This window comes from Trinickia sp., from assembly GCF_036503415.1.
GTDB lineage: Bacteria > Pseudomonadota > Gammaproteobacteria > Burkholderiales > Burkholderiaceae > Trinickia.
In genome coordinates this window covers 39,558-66,126 of the sequence record NZ_DASXWY010000026.1, presented here as the reverse complement: position 1 = coordinate 66,126, position 26,569 = coordinate 39,558, and the positions used below count along the sequence as shown (strand labels likewise).

Below are 26,569 nucleotides of genomic sequence, written 5' to 3'. Positions count from 1 at the left end.
CCCGCTTCGCTCTGACGTCGTTCGCTTCGCGTATCGAAAGTATCGTAAGGATGCCTTTGCTATGTTCTTCGTAGTGCCGGCCCAAATCGCATAGTCGACGGGCTACCCATTGTCATCGGAGATGGCTGTGATCGATACCGCTGGATTACGAGGATTGAATACGCTGCAAAGCGAGCCGACGGGCACTGGCGGCGCTGCTTGGAACCCCGCACTGTATCAAGCCGGCATCGTCAAGGAAATCGAGCAACTGTTGGCGTTGCTTTCATCTGCGCTCGGAGACGGCGAGTCCTCGACGGATTCGCTGCTGGCGGCCTTGATATCCGGCGGCTCTTCAACCCCGGGTGGCACTTCGCGCGCAGGTAGCGCCCGCGTCGCTTCGTACTCGGGCGCAAGCGGGGGCGGCAAGCCGGTGGCCAGCTACTTCATGACCCATTTGCAGAAGGATTTCAATCTGACGCCTAACCAGGCGGCCGGGATCGTCGCCAACCTCTGGTACGAAAGCGGCGGCATGCATCCCAACATGAACGAAGGCGGGCATGCCGGGGCGCCCAGCTCGAACATGGGACAAGGCTACGGTGTGGCGCAATGGACGGGTTCGCGCAAACGGGAGTTCCTCGATTTCGCGGCACGCAACCATATGAACCCGTCGAGCGTGGAGGCGAACTACGCGTTTTTGAAGCACGAGTTGCAGACCACGCATTCGGATGCCATCCGCGCCGTAAAGTCGACGAGCACGGCGAAAGAGGCGACGCTGAAGTTTTGCAACGTGTTCGAGCGCCCGGGTGTCCTTGCCCTCAATGCGCGATACGATGCGCTCGCACAGGTGATGCCATCCGGAAGCTCGGTGATGGTTTGACGGACTCGCGGTGCGCCGGCATTGCCGGCGCATCCGCCCTGTTGCGCGCTACCCGCGTTTCAAAGCAGCCTAGTAGCGAGAGACCTGGTTGCCGTCGATGCGCACGCGGTCGCCCGGCCGCAAATCGCCCGGCGTTTGCATATCGAACGAACGCATGCTGCCGTCGCTCAACTGAATGTCGACGCGATAGCCCGACGGCTGCCCCATGTTCTGACCGATCTGATTGCCGGCGACGGCACCGCCGAGTGCCCCAATGACCGTGGCGGCATCGCGCCCATGTCCGCGGCCGAACTGGTTGCCGATAACTCCGCCTACCACCGCGCCGACGAGCGTGCCCGCGACGCCGGAGGGACTCGTCGCGCCGCCGATCGGCCGAATGCCCGCGACGCTGCCGTACTGCGTGCCGTATTCGCCGGGCTGAGTGTAGGCAGGCTGTGGCGGCGGCGTATAAGCGGGTTGCGCGTAGCTCGGCTGGGCATATGCCGGCTGCGCGTACTGCGGTTGCGCGTACTGCGGCTGCGCACCGTATGCTCCGTACGGGTTCGGCGCGACACATGCGGTAAGGGACAAGCCGGCGACCGCTATGAGCGCAGTCAGAAGAGTGGTCTTGATCAGCGTGGGGCGTTTCATGATTTGACTCGGTATCGATTGAGCGCTCGCAATGCGCAAGTAAGTCAGTTGCGGATCGGAGTATAGGGAAAGCCGAATCGGCTGTACGCGGGCCCCGGGTAACAGACTGTAAAGTCTGTTGCCGCACGGCCGATAGGCCCAAAGCGCCGCTGAAGCGGATCGTTCGCAAGAAGTGGGATCGCTGCGTTTCGGCGCTCGGTGCGCGGTATGCGCGCACCTGGCTCACGTCTGCTTGCTACGCCTTTGGACGCTCGTTCAACGCACGCCGTAACCGCGGCTTTGCATGCAGTCGCCGTATGCTTGCCAGTAGCGCGTCATAGGGGGCTCGGGCGGAGGAAGAGGAGGCAGGTTGACGCTGCTTGCGCCCGATGCCGCATTGAGCGCGGCAGTTTGGCTCGCACCCGATGCGCCCACGCTCGTTGCCGACGATGCCGGTGTCGCCTGGGAGGCCACAGTCGCGGGGGAGGCTGCCGACGCCGCGGCTGCGCCCGCGCCCCCGCTTGCCGCCTTCGCGCGGTCCGCGCCTGGCGGCAGCGGCGGCACCGACGTGCCGCGCCCCGCGTCCGGCGTAAACTCGATCGCTTTGGTACGCAACGGGCGTTGCGGTTCGCGCGCGATATCGACGTTCGTCTGTTGCTTGGCTTGCCAATAGCAAAACGCGTTGTCGACACTTTGCGCGCCGGGCGACTGGCTGCGCAACGGATAGACGAGTGGCCGTTGCGCCCACACGAGTCCGCTCGTCGTCGCTATCAGAACTGCGCCGGCCCATGCTCGAATGCTCATCGCTCGCAATCGTCCCTCGGTTCTCGTATTTCTTCGGATACCCCTGTTCGCGCCTTGCGCGCGTAGGGAAGCAACGCCAAGCATAGGCTTCGGCCCGCGGCTGCGGACGAGAGACTATCGGCGCAATCCGCCAATGGACCGGCCGGGATGTCGTATCGGTGCGATGACGCTCATTGCCCATGATCAGCGCGGGCCAGTGTGTGGTGGATTCGCAACTAGCGGGGCGTTCGCTTGCTTGCGTCCTGAAATGAACGCGCTTCTAAACCACGAAAAAAATCCAACCAAAACAAGGGAATGCACTAATAGCTGCACCCTATCGTTTCTGTTTTAGCAATAACGTATTACAGAATCCGCGTTTACCCGGACACCCCCTCCCCGTAGACTCGCCCCTCGCTGAACAGCTCATTCATCTGACATAAGTCATCGCCGTCGAGAGCCGCGGTGACGAGAGCCGTTCTTCCGAAGTCTGGCCACGGGGCCAGTTTGACCAGAAAGGGATTTCCTCCAATGAAAAAGACCCTCATCGTTGCTGCGGTTTCGGCTTCGTTTGCCGTCGCGGCACACGCGCAAAGCAGCGTCACGCTCTACGGCGTTTTGGACGCAGGCATCAATTACACGAGCAATGTCGGCGGCCATTCGGATTGGCAGCAGACGAGCGGCGGGATCGATCAAAGCCGTTTCGGCCTGAAAGGCTCGGAAGACCTGGGTAACGGCCTGAAGGCGATCTTCACGCTCGAAAGCGGTTTCAACGTGAATAGCGGCCGCTTCGCCAACGGCAGCAGCATGTTCACGCGCCAGTCGTTCGTCGGTCTGTCGAGCAACTATGGCACCGTAACGCTCGGCCGCCAGTACGACGCCGAGCAAGACTACCTCGCGCCGCTGAGCGCAACGGGTAGCTGGGGCGGCACGTCGTTCGCGCACTTCGGCAACTTCGACAACCTGAATACGAACTACGGTGTCGCGGTCAACAACTCGATCAAGTTCACGAGCGCGAACTACGCGGGCTTCACGTTCGGTGCGACCTACGGCTTCTCCAACCAGACCAACTTCGCGAACAACCGCGAATACAGCGTTGGCGCGGCCTATCAGTTCCAGGGCCTGCGTGTCGCGGCTTCGTACGCGCAGCAGAACAACCCGCTTGCCGCGAACAACGGCGCGTCGGATACGTCGGCTTTCTCAGTCTTCGGTGTGCCGGGCAACTTCCGCCAGCGCACTTACGGCGCCGGCGCTTCGTATGCGTTCGGTCCCGCGCAAGTCGGTTTCGTCTGGACGCAGGCTCGCGTCGACAACTTCGCTGTGGCGCCGCTGTCGCTCAACCAGAACAACTACGAAATCAACGGCAAGTACAACCTGACGCCGGCGTTGGGTCTGGGTGTCGCTTACACGTACACGCAGCAAAAAGCATCGCTGCTGGGCGTGAGCGCACGTCAGCACTTCAACCAGATCGGCGCGCAAGCCGACTATGCGCTCTCCAAGCGCACGGACGTCTACGCGCAGGTCGTGTACCAGCACGCTTCGGGTGCCGGTGCTGTGGCATGGGTCTACAACGCCAATAACGGCGGCATCTCGAGCTCGAACAACCAGACGTCCGCAACGGTCGGTTTGCGTCACCGTTTCTAAAGCGGGTTTCAGCGTCTGATTGCTGTCTGAAAAGGCGCCGCATTGCGGCGCCTTTTTTCCATGGGCTTCTCCCTACTGGAGAGCGGGCCACTGCATTGCGGGGCCGGCGCCGCCCCTATACTCGATGCCATTGAAACCGGCGCGGGCCGACGAACCTCGCTTCGAGGGCCGCCGCCCTCATCGAGAGGATTCGAACGTGAGCAGCACGTCATCGCCAGAGAACGCCACCATTCGTACCGATGTCCTCATCGTCGGCGCGGGACCCGTTGGTCTTTTTGCGGCGTTCGAGGCCGGCGTGATCGGTTTGACCTGTCACCTCGTCGACGCGCTCGAGGTGCAGGGCGGTCAATGCATCGAGCTGTATCCCGACAAACCGATTTTCGATATTCCCGCGATACCCGTATGCACCGCGCGCGAACTCGTCGAGCGGCTGACCGAACAATGCCGTCCGTTCGATCCGCCTCAACACTTGGGGCATCGCGTGACGACGCTCGAATCGCATGGCGATGACAAGCGCTGGCGCGTGAGTACCGACAAGGGACTCGTGTTCGATACCGCGGCGGTGCTGCTGGCCGCCGGCAACGGTGCGTTCGTGCCTCAGCGTATCGCACTCGAATCGGCCGCAGCGCTCGAAGGCCGGCACATCCACTATGCCGTGCGTGAAACTGCCGCATTTGCGGGGCAGCGCGTCATCGTGGCAGGGGGCGGCGACTCGGCGCTCGACTGGGCCCTTGCGCTGCGCAACATCGCAAAGCGCGTGACGCTCGTGCATCGGCGCGAGACGTTTCGCGCGGCGAACGCATCAGTGGAAGAAGCGAAGCGCGCGGCAGCCGATGATGAGCTCGATATCGTGATCGGTACGATTGCCGCGCTCAACGCCGATGGCGGGGTGCTGAAGTCGGTCGATATCAAGCAGATTGGTGGCGAGGTGGTCATCGACGCGGATCATGTCATCGCGCTTTACGGCCTCGTTGCCGAGCTCGGACCGATCGCGCATTGGGGGATCGAGACGCTCGCGGGTCGTGTGGCTGTCGATACGTCGAATTACGAATCGTCGCGTCCGGGCATCTTCGCGGTGGGCGATATTGCCGTTTATCCGAACAAGCAAAAGCTGATTCTTTCGGGTTTTCACGAGGCCTCGCTTGCGTTGCGCAAGGCCTATACCTACGCCTTTCCCGAGAAAAAGCGTACACATATCCATTCGAGTTACGATCAGAAACTTTCCGAGCGTATTCTCGGTGCCGATGCAAAAAAGGATCTGGCGGCCGACGAATGAACTGAACCACGTCCCGTTCGCCCGACGATTCCCCGCTTCGTTATTCGCCGTTGAGGTTTCGCTCATCCGCCTATAGTGGCTTCGAAGTCACTTTCATCGATCAGCGGGAGGGAGTCTCAAATGACGAATGTCGGACGAGCGACACAAGGCACGGGAGGCGCGGATCAGCCAGCCCCCACAGACGGAGCCGCGCATTCGGAACGCGTCGAAGCGGGTTCGCATGCAACGCCGCAAGGTGAGAGCCCGGCATTGCAAGACGCGCCTCAAAAAGGTGCCCGCCGGGACGTTACTTTTTCCGTCTCGACGCCCGCCGACAATGACGATGCCAAGGCGCATCTCACGAATTTCCGCTACACCGCGAAGCAACTGGCCCGCGTGGAAGCGAAACACGGTTCAGCAGGGCTCGAAGCGCTTCGCCGAGCCCACGGCAATTTGGCGGCGGCCTTAGTGCCCTCGGAGCAGGCTGCACGTCGCGAGCAGTTGACTAAAATCGCATGTGGGAACGATGGCGTAAAGGTGTTGCGCGCGTTGTCTCAGCATTGGGAAACGCTGTTCCACGGTGCATCGCTTCCCAATGTCTTGAAACTCGCCGCGGAACAGAACGGCGCAACGAAGCTGGCATCGCTGGCAGACCTCGTGGATTCGGGCTACAGCTACACAGAGCTAGCAGGTGCGATGAAGGAGCACAGCTCGGCAATACTTGAGCAGCTTAGCGCTGCCCACGGCAAACTGCCGGCCGGCTCGAGCTCGGAGGAGGCTCTCGCCCTTAGGGAGCGGTTGCTCGCGATCGCATGCAGAAAAGATGGCATGACCGTGCTGAATGCGCTTTCTGAACACGGTCAAATGCTGTCCAAGGTTGCAACGGCGGAGCGAATCCTTGACGTCGCGGAGCGGCCGCAGGGCGCAACAGACCTCGTTACGCTGGCCGGAACGCATCGTGCTCTCGCTGACGATATCAGGCAGAAGGTGCGCGACGCGGCACGACCGCACTGATCCATCGTGCGGAACCCCGCCGTGGCGTCGACTGCCGGAAGCATCGCAGTACCAGAGAGCGGACGCGTCGTCTGCGTGCCGCGGCACAACGCAGCCTGGACGAGTTGACGCCCGCTTTCGGCCACGAGGCGTGGAGCACTTCAGCCCGCGTCGCGGCGGCGACCGCATCGGCAAAACGCTGCAGCGATGCGATCGAGCCGCTCACACTATGGTAGGTCTCGTTGCCGATGCGCGCATCGAGCAGTACCTGCAGGCCGGCCCGTGCGGCCATATCGAGCATATTCATTTTCGGTCTCCTCGCACGCCAGATCGGCATCTGCGATTGCGGCCTATTGTCATACCTTCGGTCGTATCGGACTGTGCGAGGCCGAACGAACCGGATGACCCGCTTCATGCTCAAGACGAGCCCATCGCACCTTATCCGTTAGGTTGTTCATCCTTGTCTGAATCGCCCCGGGTTTCGTAGAGGCCGGTTAGTTTGAGTCAGGCCGTGACGGCCCGCTCGGTGAGTTGCTGGTAATACGTTGCTTCAGCTTCGGCCGGCGGCACATAGCCAATTGAACCGAGTAGCCGGTGATGGTCGAACGAGCGGTCCCAAACGCACTTGCACAAGCGCGGCGAGTTCGACGCGTGACGGGCGTCCTGTATCATAGCCGTCTCTCCGCGATTCAATCCCAGATAGTTCCCCAATCCCGCCTTATCGGCGGCGCTGTCTATGCTCTGGTCCCCCAAGAAAAAGCAAACTCACGTTTCTCAGCAGTATCGCCCCGATGTCGATGGCCTTAGAGCGGTAGCCGTACTTTCGGTGATGCTTTGCCATGCTGGCTACTCACGTTTCGCGGGCGGCTTTACCGGCGTCGACGTGTTTTTCACAATCTCGGGCTTCGTTGTTGCGACATCGATTCTTGGCGACCTGTCACACGACGCGTTTTCGTTCAAGGGTTTCTACGCACGCCGAGCCAAGAGGCTCGCGCCTGCGCTGTATCTTGTGTTGGCGGCGACGCTGGCTTTCAGCCTCCTGTTCTCGTTCCCTGACGACAGTTTCCACCTGGCGAAGAATATCCTTGCGGTTGCCACGATGACATCGAACATCTACCTGTCAAAACAGACGGGGTACTTCGATGCAAAGGCGGCCGATCAACCGCTGTTGCACACCTGGTCATTGTCCGTCGAAGAACAGTTCTACGTTGTTCTGCCACTTCTTTTGTTCTTGCTGCACAGGAAGGCAAGGCGCTGGCTTGTGCCGGCGTTTGCGTTGCTCACGGCTGGGTCATTTGCATGGGCGATCGCAGCGGCGCACAAAGGGTCAACGGGTGCGTATTACTTCGCGCAGTATCGCGCCTTTGAATTTCTCGTCGGTACGCTGTTGGCGTTCGCAGAGTTCAAGCGAGAGCCCACACGCTCGCGACTTTTCGATGCGTTGTTCGTCGCTGGCCTGTGTATTGTGCTGTTCGGTGTGTTTGGTTTCAGCGCAACGGCACAATTTCCAGGCGTTGGCGCAATCGTTCCATGCGGCGGGGCGTTACTGATCATCTACGCCGGTCGGCGGTCGGTTGGGCTGGAGAGGATTCTCGCAAACCCGGCAGCAGTGTTCCTAGGGCGGATTTCTTACCCCTTGTACCTGTGGCACTGGCCCGTGTATTTTGCGTTTCGCAGGCTGGAGCTGGCGTCATCGACGGGCTACGCGATTGCGATCGGCGTTGCCTTTGTCCTCTCGGTGTTGACCTATCTTTACGTCGAGGGCGCGTCGCGTCGATTGGCGATGCCAGCTGGCCGTGCGCTTGTGGCGTTCCTGCTCGTGCCGCTTTTGGTGTCGGGTCTTCTTGCGGGCACGGCGAAGGTGAGTGATGGATTCCTCTTCGCGTATCCGGCAAAGATCCGCGCGGACGTGCGTGGATCTGGCGACGCTCTTTTCGACATGCCACGCGGGAAGAAATGCTGGTCACAGGTTGCTGTTACCGACGAAGCGGTCTGTACGCTTGGCGATTCCAGTGCGAAGAACAAGGCGATCCTCTGGGGGGACTCGCACGCCTATCACCTGATCCTATTCTTCGATCGGATGGGGAAGGACAAGGGAGTAGCGATTCATGATGTTGCGCTGACTCTTTGCCCGCCCATTGAAAACGAGCCACCGAAGCCAGGCAACATGGCTTGGTTGGACGATCATCTGAAATGTGTTGACCACGATAGGGCGGTGATGGCTTTCGCGTTATCGCGCCCTGAAATTCGCACGGTTTTCATGGCCGCGGCGTGGCAAAACTACCTGAATCAGTCCACCGACCCGAACGCGGGTCCGAGTGGTCACGGCTTCTTGCCGGGCCAACTGGAGCGCGAGCTGGGCAACACGATCGCGAAGCTGTCGGCCGCGGGCAAGCATGTTGTTTTGATGGACGACGTGCCGATGATTCCAATGGACCTGGTGAACTGCAACTTCAACAACGATCTGTTGTTTCCTGTACGCCGTCACGTGTGCCAGTTCGATGTCTCAATTGCTCGCGAGCAACACGCGCCGATACAGGCGATGTTGCAGCGACTGAAGGACAAGTATCCGCAGGTCGACATCATGCATACCTATGACGTTCCCTGTACCGACAAGGTGTGCAAACTCGATTTCGATGGATTGCCGATCTACCGATTCGATGACTACCATCATCTGAGCGCGGCTGGCAGTTCATTGCTGTACGAGAAATACGTTCGGAGGCATCCGGGCGAGGTAGACACTATTCTCGGACGACAGCCGCGTTAACCGGAAAAGTATTGATCGGACCCAATCGAAACGTTGATGTTAAGGCTCTTGAGCGTCAGCGAGGCGAGGTCGAGCGTTGCCGTTGCGGAGTTCGGCGTACCGTGTCACCTTCCTTGTTCCCGGGAAGCGGCCGCTCAGTGGGCGCTGGATGCGGGCCGATCGACGAACTGTTCAGCCGCACCGATGGTCTCGGTGTGAGAAGCTTTACGCAACTTTTTGACCTGGATTTCAGTCACACTCACGGTGGGCTTGCCCCTCATATTCATGTTTGGCGAAATGGGACGCGAGGCGAGGGCGAGCCACTCTTCTAAGCGGCTTGCATCGCTGTTATTGAGTCACGGGTGGGGCTCCACTCGCTGCGGAGGAAATTGTGAATGTTTTTTTTGCAAAGACGAGGGGTGGTGTCGATGAGTTCGTAAATATGAAGGCCAGCCTTCCTGATTGCAAGCTTTGGGTGAGTGGTGGGGTTGATTTGGTTGGTGTTGATTTGCACAGGTATGAAATTACTCAGTTTAATGTGTTATTTGATTTATTAAAAAAAGACGAATTCGAAGCCGCTGTTGGGACAATAGAAGATCACTATGCGGGCTGCATAGTGTGGGTTGAAGCTTGACTCAATAATATTGATCCAACGTGGCGCTTCCGGGGTAGGCGACGTTGACCTTGCCCGCGGCGATGACGAGCGCGACGTACGATGCCGGCAATCGGCTGACGAACTGGGCGGGTGCGTCGTTGACCTATGATGCTAACGTCAACCTGACGGGCGATGGCGCGCGGCACGCCTACGGCGAACTTGCTGACGGGGCTTGGCATCGACGAAGTATTCAGCCGTACGGACGGCCTCGGCACGAGACAGGTTGTGACGGACGCGGTGGGCAGCACGTGGCGCTTACTGATGGCGGCGGGGCGGTCACGACCAGCGCTACGCCTACGAGCCGTATGGCGACACGACGGCGAACGGCGAGGCGAATGCCAGTGCGGTGCAGTACGTCGGACGGGAGAACGATGGTATAGGTCTGTATACTATCGAGCACACTACTATCGCCCGGGATTCGGCCGCTTCGTCGGCCAAGACCCCATCGAGTTGGCGCGCGGGGCCAATCTTTACGCCTATGTTAATGGCGATCCGATTGATCTGACTGATCCGTTAGGGCTATGTCCACCTCCGAAACCCCCTGTAGTCCCTTGCCCCGGAGTCGGTGGTCAATCTTGTAGCGCTCCCGTTCAGTATGGTGGTGTCAATCCTCTCTATCCGAATGTGTGTAGCCAGTGTTTAATGGAGGATCGGAGCTTGGCTATATGGAGGAGCTCCTGTGCCGAAGGAGCCAGATAAATGAATGCTGCGCCGCATATGGGTAAAGAACTGGAGATGATGATCTCTGAAGAAAAGCCATTATCTATGTTTTGCTGCTCGGTAATGAACGGATTGACGTATGAATATATTCAGGAAGATAAATTTGACGTATATGTTGAAAATGGACTGCTAGTCAAGGATGTTCTTGAGTTTCAATCGTCGGGTAGTCCGGTGGTAGTTACGAGATATGTGATGTATGCTCTTAAAGATGAGGTTTGGCGAATTCCTGCGATGAAGTTGACGCTGCAGACGATGAATAGAGTTGGGCGAGCTGATGAGAGCGTCGATAGAATAATTGGAGGTTTGTTGGGTTATTCGGAAGAGGGAATAGATGAATATATTGATGCGGGGCGTCATAATATTTACTGTAAAAAATGAATATGACTTAAAAGATTGGTGGGTTTATTTCTCAATAATATCGCCCACTCTCCTTTATGGCTGTGTAGCGATCCACTCAACGGTATCAATCCTTTTTGTTTAGTTAAGCCAACCAGGCTTACACTAAGGTCCGTCAGTGATACTGACAGAAGAAAGCAGTGCAACAGACGCCGTCATTGCTAGCTCAGATCGCCCGAGCTGATCGCGCCATAGCAATCACTTGCCGCATTGCATCTACCCGCGAGCCGAAAGTATCCGCCGCGATCCGCAAAGACCGCGCGAGCGCCGCACCCTCCCACGGCGCAGCGCATGAGACGCTTTACGTCACATCCCCGTGCGCCGCTTCCCCACTCGCAGCGGTGCGAAGCGGCGGAACCGTTCTTTCTTGTGTTCTTCGTCGAAATGCAGTTGCGCCGGTTTGACGAGATCGCTACGCGCCACGATCCCGATGAGGCGCAGCGACTCGCGATCGGCCACGACCGGTAAGCGCTCGAGACCGTGAACGGCGAGGCGGGTTGCGACGAGGCGGCAGGTCTCGTTGGCAAGCGCGACAGGTGGGGTAGTGCGCGCGATCGCATCGCCGACCGAAGTGCCCCTCTTGACGGCCGCCTCGCCTTCGACGAGCGCCATCAGCGCCATGCGATCGACGACACTCACGAGACGTTCGCCGCGCACGACCGGATAGGCACGATGCGTCTGGCTCGCGCCGAAAAATGTCTCCAATGCATCGTGCACGGGCATCGCGGCATCGATCGTCTTGACGGTCCGCGTCATCACCTCATCGACGAAATGACGCTCGAGCGGATCGACACCGTACTCGCGATAAATGTGATAGCCGCGCCTTGCGATCTTCTCGGTCATGATCGAACGTCGCATGACGACCGTCGTGAATCCATGCGCAAACAGGGTCGCCGTGAGGAGCGGCAAAAACGCGTTGCTGTCGTGCGTGAGGCCGAATGCGAAAACGACGGCGGTCAGCGGCGCGCCGAGGGTTGCCCCGAGCGTCGCTGCCATTGCCACGAGCGGCCATAACGCCGGTTCGTTGCCCGGCAGCACCTGACCGAACACGATGCCCAGGCCGGCACCCAGCATGAGCAGCGGCGCAAGCACCCCGCCCGACGTGCCCGAGCCCAGCGCAACGACCCAGGCGATCGCTTTGACGACGAGAATGGCAAGCGCGACCTTCACTGCCAACTGCTGATGCAGAAGGTCTCCGATCACGTCGTAACCGACGCCAAGCACGCGAGGCTCGATGAAGCCGCCGATGCCGACGACGAGCCCGCCGAGTGCGGGCCACCACATCCAGTGCAGCGGCAGCTTGCCGAAGAGATCCTCGGTCTTGTAGAGCGCCATCGAGAGCCCGCAGGCCAGCGCACCGCAGGCAATGCCGAGAATCGCACACGATAGAAGCGAAATCGCATTCGGCTGCGCCGTTTCGAGCGGGAAGAGCGGACCAGAACCGAGCCACGCTGCGCGCATGAAACCCGCGACCGCGCAGGCGAGCGCGACAGGCAGGAAGCTGCGGGGGCGCCACTCGAACAACAAGAGTTCGACCGCGAGCAGCACGGCTGCAACCGGTGTGCCGAACACGGCGGTCATGCCGGCCGCGGCGCCCGCGACGAGCAGCGTTTTGCGTTCGCCGGCTGTCACCTTGAAGCACTGCGCGAGCAGGGAACCCAGCGCGCCACCGGTCATGATGATCGGGCCTTCGGCACCGAACGGCCCACCGCTGCCGATCACGATGCCCGACGAAAGCGGCTTCAGGATCGCCACTTTCGGCGACATCCGGCTCTTGCCGAAGAGAATGGCCTCGATCGCTTCAGGAATGCCGTGCCCGCGGATTTTCTCGGAGCCGAAGCGCGCGATCATTCCGACGGCGAGCCCACCCGCAGCCGGAACGAGAATGACCCAAAGCCCCAGCGCATTGTCGGCAGGCGGCCGATCGGCGAACGAGAAGGCGCCGAAGAAGAAGAGATTCGTGAAAAGGCGAATCAGGTTGAGCAGGACATACGCTGCGATGGTACCGAGCACACCGATGGCGGCCGCGAGTGCGCAAATGCCGGGCAGTCGCGCATTGGAAGAGAAATCCCGCTTGTGTGTGTCGATGCTCATCTGAAATGTGACTTCAAAGGTCGATTTGCGGCACGCTGAACGTGCCTTGTAATGACTTCAATTCGGCCTGATGCAGCGCGGCCAGCCGCACGAGAATGGTTTCGCCCGCTTTGAGCAAATGGACTTCCACTTGCCGGCGGTCGACCTCGCTCGGCTTACGCTTGACGAGCCCGATCGCTTCGCAGCGCGTAACGAGCGCTACCACGCCGTGATGCTGCGCTTGCAGCCGCTCCGCCAATTCGCCGATGGTCGCCCATTCGCGGCCTGGATATCCCTTGATATGAAGCAGCAGCAAATACTGCAGCGGCGTAATGCCTTCGTCTTGCGCAGCGCGCTCCGAAAATCGCTCGAAACGGCGCATCTGGAAACGAAACTCCGAAAGCTGCTCGAAGTCGGTTTTGGCGAGCGCGCGGGAAGCTATGGTTTTCATGGTCGGCAGAGCGAAAATGTGAACGCGAAACTATATCACATTGTGATATTTCGGTTCTGGGTCGCCCGTGTGGCAAGGGGGTGACGCGCATGTTGCTCCGCCTTACGCCGATTGCAAGCGCCGTGTCTGCGTCTGGCGGTGCAGCCCGCCGATCAGATCGGACTGGGTGATCATGCCGACCAGGCGCTGATTATCGTCGATGACCGGAATGTGATGATGGCCGTAATGCGCAAAAAGCGGGATCAATTGGGCGACCGCGACCGACACATTAACCGTGCAGACTGCCGATGTCATCAATTCGGCTACGCGGCGGCCCGCCGCCTCGTCCCGACGCCACCATGCGAAGCGTGCGTTGCGCACGCGCCGCAGCCCGAACGAGGTGCGACCGACGAAATCCGTGCGCGTGACGATGCCGACGACACGTCGTTCGTCGTCGATGACGGGCAGCGCCTTGATGCGGTGCCGTTCGAGCAACCGCCAGGCTGCCGCTGCGGTGCTATCGACCGTCACCGTCACGACGTCGGGCGACATGATCCGCGCGCAGGTCATATCGCTGAAGCTGCGCGCGTACGCCAGCAGCTGCGCTTCGCGTAAGAGAGACTGTAAGTCGTCCGTGGCCACGTCGATGAGCTCGCCTTGCTGGCGCACGATCGCTTCGATGTCGGCGCGTGTCACACCGGTGCCGCCCGTATCGCTTGCCGTCTGAGCTTGAGCGCTCGCCCGGCGCACATGCGGATAGCGATGCCGCGTCAACGTGTGATAGGCGATGGCAGCGGTAAGGAGTACGAACGATTGCAGCGCGATCGGCTCGAGCACGAAGCGAAAACCGAGCGCATGCACGGCGGGCCCGCCGAGTACGGCCGTCAGCGCGACAGCGCCTGACGGCGGATGGACGCAGCGCAGCGCAAACATGGCGCAGGTGGCCGCTGCCACGGCGAATGCGGCGGCGACGATCGGATCGCCGAACAAGCGGCTCGCCAGCACGCCTAGCGTGGCAGCCACGAGATTGCCGCCGATGAACGACCACGGCTGCGCAAGCGGGCTCGCGGGTACGGCAAAAAGGAGCACAGCGGAGGCACCCATCGGCGCCACGAGCAGCGCAATGCGTCCCTCGTCGCCAAGCAGCCAGTGCATGCTTGCTCCGGTCACGGCGATGCCGACCAGCGCGCCGATGCACGAGCGAATGCGTTCGCGCCAGGGAACGGAGACGGGATGCGGGACGAAGGTGAGCAGCCAGCGGGCGAGGGCGGGATGAAGCACGTGACGTTTCGTTTTGTCTGATCGAAAGCGAAGCGACGTGCGGCAGTACGTGCCGGCTCGTCGCGAGCGGGCAGCGATTATATCGCGCCGTGACATATCGTCACGTGTCGGCCATCGGCAGCGATGCGCGAATACAACGGCCGGCTGGCGCAGGATCGGCAAAACGTTTATCGGCGCTCAGGGCCAGGTCGCACCGTCGCAAAAGAGTTCGGTGCGGTTTTCGGCAGGAATCGGCACATCGGCGAGCGCGGCGGCTTCGCGGTAGAGCACGGTTTGATTGATCTCCGAGGCGATGGCTGCGTCGTCGGCGCCAGCGGTTGGCCCACCGCGCAGCAAACGCCAGCGGCGATATTGAGCGAGGAACCACCGGCCGTCGGACACGCGCGGGTAGTTGACCGCGCCGCTGTCGAAGAACGCAACGGGCAGCGGAGGTTTGGCGAAGCGCACGCCGCCGTCGCGGCCGGCAAGGCGTGGCGCGATGAGCTCGCCCGGCACGTCGAGCGCATCGGCCTTGGCGAGCCAAGGCGCGATTTCGTCGCGGTGCGAGGGGGCGTCGACCCATCGGCACGCTTCGAGCATCGTGCGAATCAACGCACGCGCCGTATTGGGGTGGTGCGCGACGAAGTCACGCCGGCATGCGAGCACTTTCTCGGGATGGTTCGGCCAGATTTCGCTCGTTGCGGCAACGGTCTGACCGGCCCCGCGCGCCTCGGCAAGGGCATGCCAGGGCTCGCCGGCGCAAAACCCATCGAGCGTCTGCCGCGCCAGCGCATCGACCATGCGCGGTGGCGGAATGACGACGCTCTCGATGTCCTCCAGCGGATGCACGCCTTGTGCCGCGAGCCAGTAATAAAGCCACATGGCATGCGTGCCGGTCGGGAAGGTTTGCGCAAACACGGGCGCGCGACCCAGCGTGGCAAGCGCGGCCTTCAAACTGCCGGTTGTATCGAGTGCCTGCGCGAGTTGCGTGGACAGCGTGATCGCCTGCCCGTTGCGGTTCAGCACCATCAGTACCGCCATGTCGGCTTGCGGGCCGCCGATGCCGAGCTGCACGCCATAGACGAGCCCATACAGCGCATGCGCTGCATCGAGCTCGCCCGAGAGCAGCTTGTCGCGCACGGCGGCCCACGACGGCTGGCGGCACAGCTCGAGCGTGAGCCCATGACGGTGGCCGAATTCGAGCACCTTCGCGGCAACGAGCGGCGCGGCGTCGGAAAGCGCGACGAACCCCAGCCGCAAGTGGGTTTTTTCGAGCGCGCCGGGCGAGTCGGGGGCGCTGGCGGCCAGCGTATCGGTATCCATGTCTACCTCGAAGAGTCGGCCGCGTCGACGAGCCGACGAGCGATTTCGGCGAGCCGCACGCCAGCATCCATCGCGCGCTTTCGCAGCGTGGCATAGGCGTCGTGCTCGGACATCTGGCCGCGCTCCATGAGAAGCCGTTTGGCCCGATCGATGGTCTTGCGCTCGGCGAGTTCGCCTTCGACCTTGGCGAGGCGCTGGCGCAGCTTCTCCTCGTGGGCGAATCGCGCGAGCGCCACTTCGAGAATCGGTGCAAGCCGCTCGGGTGCGAGACCTTCGGCGACATAGGCGGTCACGCCCGCGTCGACGGCCTCGCGAATCAGCTGCTGGTTCGCGTCATGGCTGAACATCAGCACCGGTCGCGGCGCGGCCTCGTTCATGACGGCGAGATGTTCGAGCGTGTCGCGCGACGGCGATTCCGTATCGACGATGATGACGTCGGGCCGCTCGCGCTCGACGACCTTCGGCAGCGCCTGCGGCGTGGCCGCTTCGGCGAGCATCTCGTAGCCGAGGCGCGCGAGCGCCTCGCGCATCTCGCCGATGGGCTTTTCGGTGTCGGTCACGAGCAGGATGCGCAGCATCGTCGAGGTCATGCAGCAGCAGGTGCTTTCATCAGTCGCTTGATTTCCGGTACGCAGGAGCCGCAGACGGTACCGCAGCCGAGCGTCGATTTCAAATCGTCGAAGCTGGCATGCGCACCGACGGCCTGTTCGATTTGCGTTTGCGTCACCTGTTTGCAATTACAGACGATACGCGCGCGCGGGGCAAGCGAGCGCAATGCATCTTCGCCGCCCGGCAGGAAAATCGTGTGCCGGGGCCCCGGCCACGGTGCCAGCGAGCGGATCTGCTCGATGAAGGCGCGCGCGCCGCTCGTGTCGCCCGTCAGCAGGAATCCGTCGAGCATGTTACCGCTCCAGGCGACGCGTTGTTCGCGCCCACGCCGTGGATCGCGATATTCGAGCAGGTCGTCGCCGCGCGGTAGTCCCAGCGCATCGTGGAGCTTTTCGACCCACTCCGAATGCGCGACCGAGTCGGCCGCCGAGACGACGAGCAGATTTTCGTCTTCGATGCGCACGGACGCGTAGCGGCGCTCGGCCAATAGCGGCTGGACGGCGGCGCGCAGTGCGAGCGTGTCGCCTCGCTTGGCGGCAACGACGCGCCACGGCAGGTCCGGGACTTCGATCCGAACGGCGGCATGCTTCAGTTCCGGCTGAGCCGAATGCGGATCGACCGCGGCGATCGTCGCTTCGTTCGCACCGCCGCTATTGAGGTACTGGCCGCTCCAGTGCATCGCGGTGAACAGCGTGCCCGAGCGCAGATCGTCCGACGTTTCGACGGGCAGCACCACCTTGCCGCGCCGGCTCGCCACGGCGACGAGATCGCCGTCCTTGAGCCCCCGCCGAGTGGCATCTCCCCGTTGCATGACGACGGTGGCCTCGGGCGCATGCGCGAAGAGGGCATCGGCGCGACCGGTGCGGCTCATGCCGTGCCATTGATCGCGCAAGCGGCCCGTGACGAGGCGAAACGGATACCGTGCGTCGGTGGGTTCGGCAACGCCCAGGTAAGGTGTCGGATGAAACTGCGCGCGGCCGTCGGCCGTCGCGAACACACCGTCGGTGTAACGGCGTGCCAAGCCCTCACCGGCGCCCGCAACGAACGGCCATTGCTTCGGCCCCTCGTCTTCGAGCAGCGCGTAGCTGAGCCCGCCGATATCCAGATCGCGGCCGATCGTCAGTGCCCGATGCTCGTCGAAAACGGCTTCCGGCGACGCATAAGGAAATAGTGTGGAGTCCGAAGCGATGCCTTCGGGCTCGCCCTCCGGGCGCCGGGTACGGCTGGCAAGGCGGCCTTCGAGGCGCCGCGCCACTTCGGCGGCGATCCACCAATCGGCTCTTGCATCGCCGGGCGCTTGCACGGCCGCTTGCACGCGCGAAATGCGCCGTTCCGAGTTGGTTACCGTGCCCGACTTTTCTCCCCATGTCGCCGCAGGCAACAATACGTCGGCGTACGGCACCGTGTCGGTCTGGACGAACGCTTCCTGAACGACGACGAGCTCAGCCTTCTCGAGCGCTTTTCGCACGCGGGCGATGTCGGGCATCGAATGAACGGGGTTGGTGCAGGCAATCCAGACCGCCTTGATACGGCCGTCCGCGATGGCGTCGAACATGTCGACGGCCGGCAGACCGGGGCGCGCAGACAATCCTTCGACGCCCCAAAGCGCTTCGACTTCGGCCCGATGCCCGGCATTGCCGATGTCGCGATGCGCGGCGAGCATGGTCGCCATACCGCCCACCTCGCGCCCGCCCATGGCGTTCGGCTGCCCCGTGAGCGAGAACGGACCCGCGCCCGGCTTGCCGATCTGTCGCGTGGCGAGATGCAGGTTGATCAGCGCCAGATTCTTGTCGGTGCCGTGACTCGACTGGTTGAGCCCCATGCAGTAAAGCGAAAGCGCCGCGGGGCTCGTCGCAAACCATTCGGCTGCACGGATCAGATCTTCCTCGGCGATACCGCACACACTGGCGGCCGTGCGCGGCGAATATTCGCGTACGAGCGCCTTGGCATCGAGAAAGCCGTTCGTATGAGCTTCGATGAAGTCGCGGTCGATCAAGCCTTCCCAGATCAAGTGGTGCAGCATCCCGTTGAAGAGCGCCACGTCGGTGCCGGGCTGGATGGCCAGATGCATGTCGGCGAGCGCGGCCACGTCCGTGCGGCGCGGATCGACGACGATCCAGCGCACCGCCGGGTTCTTCGCCTTGGCGTCCTCGAGCCGGCGAAACAGGACGGGATGCGCGTAGGGCATATTGCTGCCCGCGAACAGCACGGTTTCGGCGAGCTCGAGATCTTCGTAGCAGGTGGGTGGCCCATCGGCGCCCAGTGCTTTTTTGTAGCCGGTCACGGCGCTCGACATGCAAAGCCGCGAATTCGTGTCGATGTTGTTGGTGCGAACGAGGCCCTTCGCGAGCTTGTTGAAGACGTAGTAGTCCTCGGTCAGCAACTGCCCGGAGATATAGAACGCGACGGCGTCTGGCCCGTCGCGCTCGATGATTTGCGCGAAACGCGAGGCCACGTGATCGAGCGCGCTATCCCAATCGGTCGCTTCGCGCGGGGCATTGCGCGCCAGGCGCATTTCAGGGCGCAGCGCGCGGCCGCCGGTGCCGGCCGCCGTCAGCGGCAACGTCCGGCCTTTCGTGCACAGGCGCCCGAAGTTCGCCGGGTGATCCGGATCTCCCGCGATACCCGTGATGCGGCCGTGCTCGGCTTCGATCAGCACACCGCAGCCGACGCCGCAGTAGCAACAAGTCGAGCGCGTGACGGTTTTCATCGCGGTAGGGCTCCCCGTCATGCGATCGAGACGTATACCGCCTCGCCGTCGACCTTGACGGGAAAGCGCCGCGCGCATCCTTCGTCGGGCGCGCGCGCCTCGCCGGTTGCGAGTTCGATGTTCCAGCTGTGCAGCGGGCAGGTGACGGCCTTGCCGTGCACGATGCCTTGCGAAAGCGCGCCGCCCTTGTGCGGGCAGTGATCGAGCAGGGCGAAGACCTCGTCATCGGCCGTGCGAAAGATCGCGATATCGCCGTCGGCACGCTTGAGCACACGGCTGCCGAGCCGCGGAATGTCGGAGACCTGGCAGACGTGAGTCCAGTTGGGAAGGGACAAGCGATCCATCATCAAATCCTCAATTGACAACCGTAAGCGGAATGTATTCGCGCTCTTGCGCGCCTTCGATACGCTCCTGCCACGGATCGGGCAGGCCCTCGAGCGAGAAGAGCAGGCGTTCGTAGAGCGCCTGGCGGCTCGCCGCATCGTCGACGATCTTGCGCTTCACATAGTCGAGCCCGACGCGATCGAGGTAGTGCACGGTCCGATCGAGGTAGTGCGCTTCCTCGCGATAGAGCTGGAGGAACGCGGCCGTGTACTCCTTGACCTCCTCGGGCGTCTTCACCTTGACGAGGAACTGCGCGACTTCCGTCTTGATGCCGCCGTTGCCGCCGACATAGATTTCCCATCCGCTGTCCACCGCAATGACCCCGACGTCCTTGATGCCGGCTTCGGCACAATTGCGCGGGCAGCCCGAAACGGCGAGCTTCACCTTGTGCGGCGACCACATGTTGGCCAGCATGGTTTCGAGATCGATACCCATCTGCGTGCTGTTTTGCGTGCCGAAGCGGCAGAACTCGCTGCCGACGCAGGTTTTCACGGTGCGGATCGATTTGCCGTACGCATGGCCCGACGGCATGCCGAGATCGCGCCAGACGCCGACCAAATCTTCCTTTTTGACGCCGAGCAAATCGATGCGCTGACCGCCCGTCACCTTCACCATCGGAATCTGGTACTTATCGGCGACATTCGCGATGCGGCGCAGCTCATCGGGCGTCGTCACGCCGCCCTTCATTTGCGGCACCACCGAGAAGGTGTTGTCCTTTTGAATATTTGCGTGCGCGCGTTCGTTGATGAAGCGGCTTTGCGGATCGTCGACGGCTTCGTGCGGCCACGTCGAAATCAGGTAGTAGTTGATGGCCGGGCGGCACGTCGAACAGCCGTTCGGCGTGCGCCACTCGAGGAAGTCGTAGACGTTCTGGTGCGTGAGCAGCTTGTTCTCGCGAATCGCCTTGCGGACCTCGTCGTGCGTGCGCTCCGTGCAGCCACACATCGCCTTCGTCTTGGGCGTTTCCTGAAAACTCGTCCCCACCGTACTCATCAGAATCTGCTCGACGAGACCCGAGCACGATCCGCAGGAACTGGCCGCCTTCGTGTGCTTTTTGACGTCGTCGAGCGTGAAGAGGCCCTTCTCGGTGATGGACTTGACGATGGTGCCTTTGCAAACGCCGTTGCAGCCGCAGACTTCATCGCTGTCGGCCATCGCGGCCGCGCGGTTATGACCCTGCACGCCCCCGTCGCCAATGCTCGATTCGCCGAACATCAGGCGATCGCGCAGCTCGCCGAGCTTGCGTCCTTCACGCAGCAACTTGAAATACCATGCTCCGTCGGCCGTATCGCCATACAGGCAGGCGCCGACGAGGCGGTCGTCCTGGATCACGAGCTTCTTGTAGACGCCGCTCGAAGGGTCGGACAGCACGATCTGCTCGGTGTCCTCGCCGCCGATGAAGTCGCCCGCGGAAAAGAGATCGATCCCGGTGACCTTCAGTTTCGTCGAGAGCACCGAGCCTTTGTACGTGCCGATGCCCATCAGCGCGAGATGGTTCGCGCAGACCTTGGCCTGCTCGAAAAGCGGGGCCACGAGCCCGTAGGCAATGCCGCGGTGGCTCACGCATTCGCCGACGGCATAGATGCGCGGGTCGTAAGTCTGCAGGGTGTCGTTGACGACGATACCGCGATTGCAATAAAGGCCTGCCTGTTCGGCGAGCGTCGTGTTCGGGCGGATGCCCGCGGCCATGACGACTAGATCGGCTGCGATTTCCTCGCCATCCTTGAAGCGCACGGCAGCGACTTCGCCGGCTTCGTTGCTGACGATCTCGCTCGTGGACTTCTCGAGCAGGAACGTGAGGCCGCGTGCTTCGAGCGAGCGCTGCAGCAGTTTGCCCGCTTGGGTGTCGAGCTGGCGTTCGAGCAACGTGGAAGCCAGATGCACGACGGTCACTTCCATGCCGCGCAGCTTGAGTCCATTGGCCGCTTCGAGGCCGAGCAGCCCGCCGCCGATCACGACGGCATGGCGTTTCACGCTGGCGGCGTCGATCATCGCCTGCGTGTCCTGGATATCGCGATAGGTGATGACGCCTTTCAGATTCGCGCCGGGCACGGGCAGGATGAACGGTTGCGAGCCGGTGGCGATGAGCAGCCGATCGTAGGGTGCTTCGGTACCGTCTTCCGCCACGACGAGGCGGCGCTTGCGATCGATGCGCGAAATGGCTTTGCCGAGGTGCAACTGAATGTCGTTCTTCGCATACCAATCGAGCGGGTTCAGCACGATGTCGTCGAACGATTGCTCGCCGGCGAGCACCGGCGAAAGCAGGATCCGGTTGTAGTTCGGATGCGGCTCGGCGCCAAAGACCGTGATCTCGTACTGGTCGGGGGCGAGGGCGAGCAGTTCTTCGATCGTGCGAATGCCGGCCATGCCGTTGCCGATTACGACGAGTCGTGGCTTGTTCATCGATTGGACTCCTTCTCAAGCGTGTGGCGTCGCAGCGTCGTTGCCCGACCAAAAATCCGAACCCGAAAACAAACGGCGCCCGCCCGTGCCGATGCACGAGGGGACGCCGTTGTCCTAATCCGTTGGCGATCGCGGCAAGGGTGCCGCATCGCATCATGTCCTGCCCGCGCCCGACACCGTTGCCAGGGCGCGGGCGGAGTAATGCAAGGGCTATGCCAGCGATGTGAAATGCACGGCGCATATTGGGGTTTGCGCGCTGTGGCACACCGCGCGCACTATCTCGGGGCGCGGAAAGCCCGGGGTATTGCACCGCAGCAGTGCAGCCGCGGCCATGCGTCGCACTCCTTCGGCGCGGCACATTCGGGTTCGGTGCGCTCGCCCACCCAACGGGGGGTCTCCGGCGTCTATAATTCGGAGCCTCATCCCGCGCCTTGCGCTCGCCGGTTCGCGCTCGAACCGGCGCATCGCTATTGTGCGGATCAGGACCTGTCAATGTAGGGACGTCCAGACGAAAGGAGGTTTGATATGACTATCAGGATCGGTGACGATGCACCGGATTTCACCGCTGAAACGACAGAAGGGCCGATCAAGTTTCACGAGTGGATCGGCAACAGCTGGGCCATCCTGTTTTCTCACCCGAAGGACTTCACGCCGGTTTGTACGACGGAGCTCGGCTATATGGCGCGCCTGAAGCCGGAGTTCGACAAGCGCAACACGAAGATCATCGGCCTCAGTGTCGATCCGGTCAGCGACCACAAGAATTGGGTGGGCGACATCGCGGAGACCCAGGGCTATCCGGTCAACTACCCGCTCATCGGCGGCGAGGACCTCGAGGTCGCGAAGCTCTACGACATGATTCATCCGAATGCGAGCGGCGGCACGCGCACGGCGGCCGATAACGCCACGGTACGCTCGGTGTTCATCATCGGCCCCGACAAGAAAGTGAAGGCGATGCTCATCTACCCGATGAGCGCGGGGCGCAATTTCGACGAAGTCCTGCGCCTGCTCGACGCGCTGCAACTCAACGCGGCGCATTCGGTGGCCACGCCTGTGAACTGGAAACCGGGAGACGACGTCATCATTCCGACTTCGGTATCGAATGAGGACGCGAAGAAGAAGTACCCGCAAGGGTTCAAGACGCTGAAGCCGTACCTGCGGACGGTGGCTCAGCCGAAATAAACGGCCTTCGCTTGGTTTGCGGCATGCGGACGTCGTCAGGTCCACATGCCGCCGGCCGGCCCCGCGCGCGTCCGGCTGATGCGGCCCTGGCGGTTCGATGTTAGCGGTTCAACCGCTTCATGGCCTCGGATTCCATCGCCGCATGCAATTCCTCCGACGCTTCCGTCGGATCCATTTCGTCGTCGATGGAAAACTGCGCGCGCTCCGCGGCGAGACGTGTGGTACCGAAATCGGGATCGGAATCGTCGTCGACGTCATCTTCCAGCGGCGGCTCGAGCATGTCGCGCAGCATCGCTTCGAGTTCCGGCGTCTCCCAGGGTTTGCCTTGCTGCTTCCGCATTTTGATGTAGTGGCGGATTTCAGCATCCTGTTCCGGAGTCAGGGGGAGCCCGCGAAACGTCCGGTTCGGGTCGAGATCAGTCATGGCGGCTCTCCAGCGATGGTGCTGAAAGTGTAGCGCCGTTGAATGCTGTCCGGCTATCGGAAAATTGGCGCGCGGTGAAGCGCTAACTGCGGCACGCAGTTAAAAAGGCGCGCAGTCTCGTATCCCACGCGGCATCGCGCAAGGGCATATCCGCGGCTACCGTCTGCCGCATATCCCGATCGAGATGAATCGCGCGCAAGCTCTGCGCGTCGACAGGCTTTCTGAAGAACCGGCCTTCCGCATCCAGAAAAAGGCACGCCTTGCCGCGATAGCGAGCGCCCCGGATCGAGGTGGCATCGAAAACGTGGCGCGCCGATTCCTTGGGATAAACGAAAATCACATTGACGCCGCTCGCTTCCAACTCGTCGCATGCGTCCGAAAACCGGTACAGCATCTGAAAGCCCCGCTCGCCGGCGCGCCCCATGCCGATAACCACCAGACCGTGCGCACCCATCACATCGCGCAACAAACGATGCGCATATTCCTGGGATGTCAACCACGCACTCGCGTCGATCACGATGGTCTCCTGGCCTCGGATATCCGGTCAAAAATACAGAGGCCATGATAACGCAACTGTCACATTCTCGATGGTTGCGTAATTTTGACCGCGTCGGCCCGACCCTTCGTCACGCCGCGCTCAGCGAATCCCCGACCACACGCACATGCTCGCCGATCTGGAAACCGGGCTGTGCCGGATAGCTGAAGTTGCGGTAGCTGCCGTCTTGCATCCGCACCTGCACCTGATAAGTCGTGTTCTTGCGCACGGCGTGCTCGATGCCGTTGCCTGCGAGGCCGCCGCCGACAGCACCGGCTATCGTCGTCAGCACGCGGCCGCGGCCGCCGCCCACCTGGTTGCCGAGCAAGCCGCCCGCAATGGCGCCACCCACGGCGCCGACACCGGTGGTCTGCTCCGGCGTCTGCACTGTATTGATTGCGACGATCTCACCCGCGCTCGGATCGATTGCCGCCTGCCGCGTTGGCGAGCCGTTGCCGTACGCATTCTCGTTCACGGATGAAGGCGCCGGCCGCGCGATGTGGTGGTGGGGTACACGCGGCACGCTGGGCTCCGCGCGCTGTGTCGACCCTTGCGCGATCGCGGGGTTCACTGCCGCCACGGGCATGCTGGCGCCCGTCAGCGCGGAGGAGGCGACCTGCTCGGGCGGCGGCGCCGTCACCGCACGCGAGGTGGGCAAGAGTCCCGTCATCGCGGCGATGCCGGTGCCGCTGACGAGCACCACGGCAACGGCGGCTGCCGCGATGAGCGGGTGGATGCGGCTGCGTTGCGGGAGGTCGGTGGGCAGATTCGTATTCATGTGAGTCTCCAAAGGGATTGCCTGAAAAAACGCCGCATCGCGCTCTCCGGTGGACCGTAGATCGGTGACATTTGTAAGCGTTTGTAGTGCCGCATCGCCAACGTCCGAGTTATCCACAGTTTCGGTGGATGTCTTTGTGGATATCGGCGGGAAACGCAGCGCAACCCCTTGAGCCGGCTCGATTTTGCGGCGCGGCATGCGGCTTGGGCGAGAACGGCGTCGATCGGACGTTTTCGTAGCGCCTGACGATGACCTCGATAATGGCTACTGATTTGGCGAGGGCGATGCATTTCGGATGGCTCATAGAATGGCCTTGACAGTCCATCGCATGTCGTCATGTGCGGCATGGGCTTTGTGTCGAGACTCATCGTCAAGGAGCGTCATCCATGAAGAGACTCCCAGCGCCTTTTCGCATCAAGATGGTCGAAGCGGTTCGCGAGACGACACAGGCCGAGCGCGAGCAGGCGTTGAGGGTGGCAGGCTACAACCCGTTCCAGTTGCGCGGTGAGGACGTCTATATCGATTTGCTGACCGACTCGGGTACGGGCGCCATGAGCGACCGCCAATGGGCAGCCATGATGCAGGCCGATGAATCGTACGCGGGCTCGCGCAGCTATTTCCGCCTGCAGGAAACCGTTGCGCGTTTGTTCGGCTATGCGTACATGGTGCCGGCCCATCAAGGCCGCGGGGCCGAGCACGTGCTTTTCCCGTGTCTGGTCGAGCGCGCGCGTGCGACGCGCGGTGCGACCGATCCCGTGTTCATTTCGAACTATCACTTCGACACGACGGCTGCGCATGTGGAGCTGACCGGTGCACAAGCGTTGAATGCGCTCACACGCCGTGCTTTCGATACGGCGTCCTACGACCCCTGGAAGGGCAATTTCGATCTCGATCGAGTCGAGACCTTGATCGAGATGCATGGCCCCCGCAATGTCGTGGCCATCGTCACGACGGTTACTTGCAACAGCAGCGGCGGCCAGCCCGTGTCGCTCGCCAATATGAAGGCGGTCTACGAGCTTGCTCAGCGCCATGGCATTCCCGTCGTGATCGATTCGGCGAGGTTCAGCGAGAACGCGTTTTTCATCAAGTCGCGCGAAGCGGGCTACGCCAATGCGTCCATTACGGAGATCGTCGCGCAGATGTATCGCTACGGCGACATGCTGACGATGTCGGCCAAGAAAGATGCCATGGTCAACATCGGCGGGCTCGTCTGCATCCGCGAAGATCGCGAGCTGTTCGAAGCGGTGCGCTCGCGGTGCGTGCTGATGGAAGGATTCGTCACTTATGGCGGCCTGGCCGGGCGCGACCTCGAGGCCATTGCGCAAGGACTTGTCGAAGCGGTCGATGAAACGTTGCTCGCCTATCGCGTGGCGCAGGTCGAACGCTTGTATTCTCGTCTCGACGAAGCGGAGGTACCGGTGCAGCGTCCATGCGGTGGACATGCCGTATTCGTCGATGCGGCGCGCATGCTGCCGCATGTTCCGGCCGAAGCGTTTCCCGCACTCGCACTCGCAAACGAGATTTATGTTTCGGGCGGTGTACGTGGTGTCGAGATTGGCTCACTGTTGCTCGGCCGCGATCCGAAGACCGGCCGGCAGAAACCGTCGCCCTTCGAACTGCTGCGCCTTGCCATCCCGCGGCGCACCTATACCAACGATCACATGGACTACGTGGCGGATGTGCTCATGGAGGCCAAGGGTCGCGCGGACGAGCTGCGCGGTTATGCGTTCGAAGAGGAGCCGCCTACGCTGCGGCATTTCCTCGCACGCTTTCGTCCGTTGACCTAACACTTATCTGCGAAATTTAT

Annotated in this window: 24 protein-coding genes; 10 read left to right on the top strand and 14 right to left on the bottom strand. The window is 62.0% G+C overall.

Translation table 11 applies throughout. The annotated features are described in order from the left end of the window. Positions 1-127: 127 nt before the first annotated feature. A complete protein-coding gene (locus tag VGL01_RS03810; protein WP_331567229.1) occupies positions 128-856 on the top strand; it encodes a phage tail tip lysozyme in 729 nt (242 codons plus the stop codon). 69 nt (positions 857-925) lie between these two features. On the opposite strand, the gene VGL01_RS03805 is transcribed toward VGL01_RS03810, so the two are convergent. Both VGL01_RS03805 and VGL01_RS03800 read right to left on the bottom strand, forming a co-directional pair. Continuing rightward, a complete protein-coding gene (locus VGL01_RS03805; protein ID WP_331567227.1) occupies positions 926-1,486 on the bottom strand; it encodes a glycine zipper 2TM domain-containing protein in 561 nt (186 codons plus the stop codon). Between the two features lie 255 nt (positions 1,487-1,741). Beyond that, positions 1,742-2,269, bottom strand: a complete 528-nt coding sequence (locus VGL01_RS03800) for a hypothetical protein (RefSeq protein WP_331567225.1) — start codon at positions 2,267-2,269, stop codon at positions 1,742-1,744. A gap of 507 nt (positions 2,270-2,776) precedes the next feature. Here VGL01_RS03800 and VGL01_RS03795 point away from each other — a divergent pair. The 3 genes from VGL01_RS03795 to VGL01_RS03785 all read left to right on the top strand — a co-directional run bounded on the left by VGL01_RS03795 (position 2,777) and on the right by VGL01_RS03785 (position 6,158). Beyond that, positions 2,777-3,889 carry a porin gene (locus VGL01_RS03795; RefSeq protein ID WP_331567223.1) on the top strand — a complete coding sequence of 371 codons (1,113 nt, stop codon included), beginning with the start codon at positions 2,777-2,779 and terminating at the stop codon, positions 3,887-3,889. A gap of 196 nt (positions 3,890-4,085) precedes the next feature. Next, entirely contained in the window at positions 4,086-5,165 is a 1,080-nt protein-coding gene (locus VGL01_RS03790) for an NAD(P)/FAD-dependent oxidoreductase (RefSeq protein ID WP_331567221.1), read from the top strand. A 120-nt stretch (positions 5,166-5,285) separates the two neighbouring features. Continuing rightward, positions 5,286-6,158, top strand: a complete 873-nt coding sequence (locus tag VGL01_RS03785; RefSeq protein ID WP_331567219.1) for a hypothetical protein — start codon at positions 5,286-5,288, stop codon at positions 6,156-6,158. Here the strand turns inward: VGL01_RS03785 and VGL01_RS03780 are convergent. Next, positions 6,121-6,444 (bottom strand): hypothetical protein, encoded by a 324-nt coding sequence (locus VGL01_RS03780; protein ID WP_331567217.1) that lies wholly within the window; start codon positions 6,442-6,444, stop codon positions 6,121-6,123. The two genes, VGL01_RS03785 and VGL01_RS03780, sit on opposite strands and share 38 nt — an antisense overlap. A gap of 429 nt (positions 6,445-6,873) precedes the next feature. On the opposite strand from VGL01_RS03780, the gene VGL01_RS03775 reads away from it, so the two are divergent. From VGL01_RS03775 to VGL01_RS03765, 4 genes are all read left to right on the top strand, one after another. Further along, positions 6,874-8,904 carry an acyltransferase family protein gene (locus VGL01_RS03775; protein ID WP_331567215.1) on the top strand — a complete coding sequence of 677 codons (2,031 nt, stop codon included), beginning with the start codon at positions 6,874-6,876 and terminating at the stop codon, positions 8,902-8,904. Between the two features lie 370 nt (positions 8,905-9,274). After that, positions 9,275-9,517, top strand: a complete 243-nt coding sequence (locus VGL01_RS03770) for a hypothetical protein (RefSeq protein WP_331567213.1) — start codon at positions 9,275-9,277, stop codon at positions 9,515-9,517. Positions 9,518-9,670: 153 nt separating this feature from the next. Beyond that, a complete protein-coding gene (locus tag VGL01_RS26085) occupies positions 9,671-10,237 on the top strand; it encodes an RHS repeat-associated core domain-containing protein (RefSeq protein ID WP_414720166.1) in 567 nt (188 codons plus the stop codon). Further along, positions 10,238-10,636, top strand: coding sequence for a hypothetical protein (locus VGL01_RS03765; RefSeq protein WP_331567211.1), 399 nt, complete (start codon positions 10,238-10,240; stop codon positions 10,634-10,636). Between the two features lie 324 nt (positions 10,637-10,960). Here the strand turns inward: VGL01_RS03765 and VGL01_RS03760 are convergent, their stop codons facing one another. The 8 genes from VGL01_RS03760 to nirB form a co-directional block, all read right to left on the bottom strand. Further along, complete coding sequence (locus VGL01_RS03760; protein ID WP_331567209.1) at positions 10,961-12,748, bottom strand: chloride channel protein; 1,788 nt, start codon at positions 12,746-12,748, stop codon at positions 10,961-10,963. A 13-nt stretch (positions 12,749-12,761) separates the two neighbouring features. Continuing rightward, entirely contained in the window at positions 12,762-13,178 is a 417-nt protein-coding gene (locus VGL01_RS03755) for a MarR family winged helix-turn-helix transcriptional regulator (RefSeq protein ID WP_331567207.1), read from the bottom strand. 102 nt (positions 13,179-13,280) lie between these two features. Then, positions 13,281-14,438, bottom strand: coding sequence for an HPP family protein (locus tag VGL01_RS03750; protein ID WP_331567205.1), 1,158 nt, complete (start codon positions 14,436-14,438; stop codon positions 13,281-13,283). Between the two features lie 177 nt (positions 14,439-14,615). After that, entirely contained in the window at positions 14,616-15,740 is a 1,125-nt protein-coding gene (locus VGL01_RS03745) for a CmpA/NrtA family ABC transporter substrate-binding protein (protein WP_331567203.1), read from the bottom strand. Positions 15,741-15,742: 2 nt separating this feature from the next. Continuing rightward, complete coding sequence (locus VGL01_RS03740; RefSeq protein WP_331567261.1) at positions 15,743-16,318, bottom strand: ANTAR domain-containing response regulator; 576 nt, start codon at positions 16,316-16,318, stop codon at positions 15,743-15,745. An 8-nt stretch (positions 16,319-16,326) separates the two neighbouring features. Beyond that, a complete protein-coding gene (locus VGL01_RS03735; protein WP_331567201.1) occupies positions 16,327-19,059 on the bottom strand; it encodes a molybdopterin-dependent oxidoreductase in 2,733 nt (910 codons plus the stop codon). A gap of 17 nt (positions 19,060-19,076) precedes the next feature. Then, complete coding sequence (gene nirD, locus VGL01_RS03730; RefSeq protein ID WP_414720165.1) at positions 19,077-19,406, bottom strand: nitrite reductase small subunit NirD; 330 nt, start codon at positions 19,404-19,406, stop codon at positions 19,077-19,079. Positions 19,407-19,413: 7 nt separating this feature from the next. Then, positions 19,414-21,846 (bottom strand): nitrite reductase large subunit NirB, encoded by a 2,433-nt coding sequence (gene nirB, locus VGL01_RS03725; protein ID WP_331567199.1) that lies wholly within the window; start codon positions 21,844-21,846, stop codon positions 19,414-19,416. A gap of 525 nt (positions 21,847-22,371) precedes the next feature. On the opposite strand from nirB, the gene VGL01_RS03720 reads away from it, so the two are divergent. Beyond that, entirely contained in the window at positions 22,372-23,025 is a 654-nt protein-coding gene (locus VGL01_RS03720; protein WP_331567197.1) for a peroxiredoxin, read from the top strand. Positions 23,026-23,125: 100 nt separating this feature from the next. On the opposite strand, the gene VGL01_RS03715 is transcribed toward VGL01_RS03720, so the two are convergent. The 3 genes from VGL01_RS03715 to VGL01_RS03705 all read right to left on the bottom strand — a co-directional run bounded on the left by VGL01_RS03715 (position 23,126) and on the right by VGL01_RS03705 (position 24,762). Continuing rightward, positions 23,126-23,449 carry a hypothetical protein gene (locus VGL01_RS03715; protein ID WP_331567195.1) on the bottom strand — a complete coding sequence of 108 codons (324 nt, stop codon included), beginning with the start codon at positions 23,447-23,449 and terminating at the stop codon, positions 23,126-23,128. A gap of 82 nt (positions 23,450-23,531) precedes the next feature. Next, entirely contained in the window at positions 23,532-23,966 is a 435-nt protein-coding gene (locus VGL01_RS03710; protein ID WP_414720164.1) for a hypothetical protein, read from the bottom strand. 109 nt (positions 23,967-24,075) lie between these two features. Next, the gene (locus VGL01_RS03705) at positions 24,076-24,762 is read right to left on the bottom strand and encodes a glycine zipper 2TM domain-containing protein (protein ID WP_331567193.1); all 687 of its coding nucleotides are present in this window, start codon (positions 24,760-24,762) and stop codon (positions 24,076-24,078) included. A 386-nt stretch (positions 24,763-25,148) separates the two neighbouring features. Between VGL01_RS03705 and VGL01_RS03700 the strand changes: the two genes are divergently transcribed. Next, positions 25,149-26,549, top strand: coding sequence for a tryptophanase (locus tag VGL01_RS03700; protein ID WP_331567191.1), 1,401 nt, complete (start codon positions 25,149-25,151; stop codon positions 26,547-26,549). Positions 26,550-26,569 lie beyond the last annotated feature (20 nt).